4 protein-coding genes are annotated in these 3,322 nt (G+C 60.1%); 1 reads left to right on the top strand and 3 read right to left on the bottom strand.

Translation table 11 applies throughout. The annotated features are described in order from the left end of the window. A partial coding sequence (locus GPS82_RS13580; RefSeq protein WP_296495614.1) for a metallopeptidase TldD-related protein occupies positions 1-823 on the top strand: 823 nt, incomplete at its 5' end. On the opposite strand, the gene GPS82_RS13575 is transcribed toward GPS82_RS13580, so the two are convergent. The 3 genes from GPS82_RS13575 to GPS82_RS13565 all read right to left on the bottom strand — a co-directional run. Continuing rightward, a complete protein-coding gene (locus GPS82_RS13575; RefSeq protein WP_296495612.1) occupies positions 820-1,578 on the bottom strand; it encodes an amino acid ABC transporter ATP-binding protein in 759 nt (252 codons plus the stop codon). The genes GPS82_RS13580 and GPS82_RS13575 overlap by 4 nt on opposite strands. Before the next feature lie 77 nt (positions 1,579-1,655). Further along, positions 1,656-2,759: an amino acid ABC transporter permease gene (locus GPS82_RS13570; RefSeq protein WP_296495610.1), complete on the bottom strand. Its 1,104-nt coding sequence runs from the start codon at positions 2,757-2,759 to the stop codon at positions 1,656-1,658. Positions 2,760-2,772: 13 nt separating this feature from the next. Continuing rightward, positions 2,773-3,322, bottom strand: a 550-nt coding sequence (locus GPS82_RS13565) for an ABC transporter permease subunit (protein ID WP_296495608.1), incomplete at its 5' end; no start/stop codon positions are given.

Raw genomic sequence — 3,322 nt, 5'->3', positions numbered from 1 at the left:
TTATGCCAGTTCGCGCCATTCGCTGTCGGTGTCACCGATTGCCGGCAAGGGCAATGACATGCAGCGCGATGCCTGGTACAGCTCGCAGCGCGATGCGGCCGAGCTGGCCAGCCCGCAAGCGGTGGGGCGTTATGCTGCCGAGCGCGCCTTGAGCCGGCTGCGCGCCCGCAAGATCGCCACCACCGAATGCACGGTGCTGTTCGAGTCGCCGCTGGCGGCTGGTTTGCTGGGCAGCTTTGTGCAGGCCATCAGCGGCGGTGCCTTGTACCGCAAGAGCAGCTTTTTGCTCGACAGCCTGGGTAAACCTGTTTTCCCCAAGCACATTGACATTCTGGAAGATCCGTTCATCAAGCGCGGCAAGGGCAGTTCACCGTTTGACGACGAAGGCGTGCGCGTGCAGGCCCGCAGCGTGGTCGAGGCGGGCAGGGTGCAGGGCTATTTTCTGGGCAGCTACTCGGCGCGCAAGCTGGGCATGAAAACCACCGGCAACGCCGGCGGCTCGCACAATCTGACGCTCACCTCGCGCCTCACCCGTGCCGGCGACGGTCTGGATGCCATGTTGCAGCGCCTGGGAACCGGCCTGTTTGTGACTGAGCTCATGGGCAGCGGCGTCAATTATGTGACCGGCGACTATTCGCGCGGTGCCAGCGGTTTTTGGGTGGAAAACGGCCGCATTGCCTACCCTGTGCACGAGATCACCATCGCCGGCAACATGAAGGCCATGCTCAAGGGCATCGTGGCGGTGGGCGCGGATGCCTACAACCATGGCGCGAAAACTGTGGGCTCGATCCTCATCAACAAAATGAAGGTGGCGGGGAGTTAATGCCCCAGGATTTTTGACAAGAAGTCTTTGCTGCGCTCGCTTTGCGGGTTGTTGAAGAAGTCGTGCGGGTTGTTCTGCTCGACGATCTGGCCCTGGTCCATGAAGATCACGCGGTCGGCCACAGCCTTGGCAAAACCCATCTCGTGGGTCACGCAGAGCATGGTGATGCCCTCATCGGCCATGGCAATCATCACGTCGAGCACCTCCTTGATCATCTCGGGGTCAAGCGCGCTGGTGGGCTCGTCAAACAGCATGATTTTGGGCTTGAGGCACAGCGCCCGGGCGATCGCCACGCGCTGCTGCTGGCCGCCCGAGAGCTGCAGCGGATACTTGTTGGCCTGCTCGGCAATGCGCACCCGGTTGAGCTGAACCATGGCCTTTTCTTCGGCGTCCTTTTTGGGCATTTTGCCGACCCACATCGGTGACAGCGTCAGGTTTTCCAGCACGGTCAGGTGCGGGAACAGGTTGAACTGCTGGAACACCATGCCGACTTCCTTGCGCACGGCGTCAATCGCCTTGACGTCGTCGCTGAGCTCGACGCCATCGACCGTCAGGTGGCCCTGCTGGTGCTCTTCGAGCCGGTTGATGCAGCGGATCAGGGTGGATTTGCCCGAGCCGGATGGCCCGCAGATGACGATGCGCTCACCTTTGGCCACGCTCAGGTCGATGTCGCGCAGCACATGAAAATTGTTGCCGTACCATTTGTTGACCTTGTCGAAGGTGATGATGGGGGAAGGGGCTTGAGTTTGTGACATATTTTTAAATGAAAAATAGGTTTAATCAGTTGAGGACAGAGCAAATTTGCTTTGCAAATATTGGTCTGTCCCGCAAGTTATCGCAATTTACTCTTGTTGACCTGCTTCTCGACCCAATGGCTGTAGCGCGACATGGAGAAACAGAAAGCAAAGTAAATCAGCGCAATGAAGATGTAGCCTTCAATGGTGAAAGGCCGCCAGTTTGAGTCCGAGTTGAGCGCCAGGCTCATGGCGCCAGTCAATTCGTACAGGCTCACGATGGTCACCAGCGAGGTGTCCTTGAAGGTGGAGATGAAGTTGTTCATGATGCCCGGCACCACCATCGCCAGCGCTTGCGGCAGCACGATCTTGCGCTGGGTTTGCCAGTAGCTCAAGCCAAGCGTGGCGGCGGCCTCGACCTGGCCCTTGGGCACGGCCTGCAAGCCGCCGCGGATCACTTCGGCCGAATAGGCGGCGGCAAACAGCGTGATGCCCACCAGCACCCGCAGCAGCACGTCAATCTTGACGCCGGGCGGCATGAACAGCGGGAACATGAACGAGGCCATGAACAGCACCGAAATCAAAGGCACGCCGCGTATCAGCTCGACATACAGGGTGCAAAAACTGCGTATGGCCGGCAGGTTGGAGCGACGTCCGAGCGCGATCAGCAACGCCAGCGGAAAAGACATCACCAGCGACAGCGAAGCCAGCAGAATGGTCAGAGGCAAGCCGCCCCAGCGGTCGGTTTCGACCAGACTCAGGCCCAGCCTGTTGCCATACATGAGGGTAAAAAACGCCGCCAGCACGACCAGCCATAGCAGCGGCAGCCAGGCCCGCCAGAACATGCGCATGCAACTGGCCACCAGCAGGCCGGTGAGCAGCAGGGTGGCAACGAGCGGTCGCCATTGCTCTTCAAATGGGTAGCGGCCAAAAATGATGATGCGGTACTTTTCAGTGATCACGCCCCAGCAGGCCCCGGCGCCGTCGACGCGGCAGGCCTCAAAGTCAGGCGCCCAGACCGCCTTGAAGATGGCCCAGTTCAGAATCTGGGGGACCAGCCAAAGCAGCACCGCGCCAATGAACAGGGTGGCCAGTGAGGTTTTCCAGTCAGCCAGCAAATTGGCTTTGACCCAGGCCACCGGGCCCTCGGTATTGACGGGGGCCGGACGTGGCGCAATGGGTTGAAAAGTGGTGATTTTCATGCTGTTTTCCATTTCAACGCTCCTTGATCGCGGCGCGGTTGTTGTACCAGTTCATCAGCAGCGATGTGCCCAGCGAGGTGGTCAGGTACACCAGCATCACCAGGGAAATGCATTCCACCGCGCGGCCGGTCTGGTTGAGCGCGGTGTTGGCAATCGACACCACATCGGGGTAGCCAATGGCGACCGCCAGCGACGAGTTCTTGGTCAGGTTCAAATACTGGTTGGTCAGCGGCGGGATGATCACGCGCAGCGCCTGCGGCAGCATCACCAGCCGCATTTCCTGCTTGCGGCTCAAGCCCAGGGCCGAGGCCGCCTCTGCCTGACCGCGCGCCACGGAGGAAATGCCGGCGCGCACCACTTCAGCGATAAATGCTGCGGTGTACAGCGTCAAACCCATCAAAACTGCCAGAAATTCCGGCGTCAGGGCGCCACCGTTTTCAATCGAAAAATCGCCCTTGAACGGGCGGTTGAATTCGGTGGGAGCGCCACCCAGAGCCCACCCCGCCACGCTGGCAAGCAGCACGATCAGCAGGGGTAACATGACCATGCTGCGCGGCTTTCCC

The organism is Rhodoferax sp. (assembly GCF_011391645.1).
Taxonomy (GTDB): domain Bacteria; phylum Pseudomonadota; class Gammaproteobacteria; order Burkholderiales; family Burkholderiaceae_C; genus Rhodoferax.
This window is presented reverse-complemented; position numbering and strand designations above follow the sequence as displayed.

Excerpts from the sequence above, each read along its gene's own strand:
- GPS82_RS13575 (WP_296495612.1), bottom strand. The coding sequence starts at position 1,578 with ATGTCACAAACTCAAGCCCCTTCCCCCATCATCACCTTCGACAAGGTC.
- GPS82_RS13570 (WP_296495610.1), bottom strand. The coding sequence starts at position 2,759 with ATGAAAATCACCACTTTTCAACCCATTGCGCCACGTCCGGCCCCCGTC.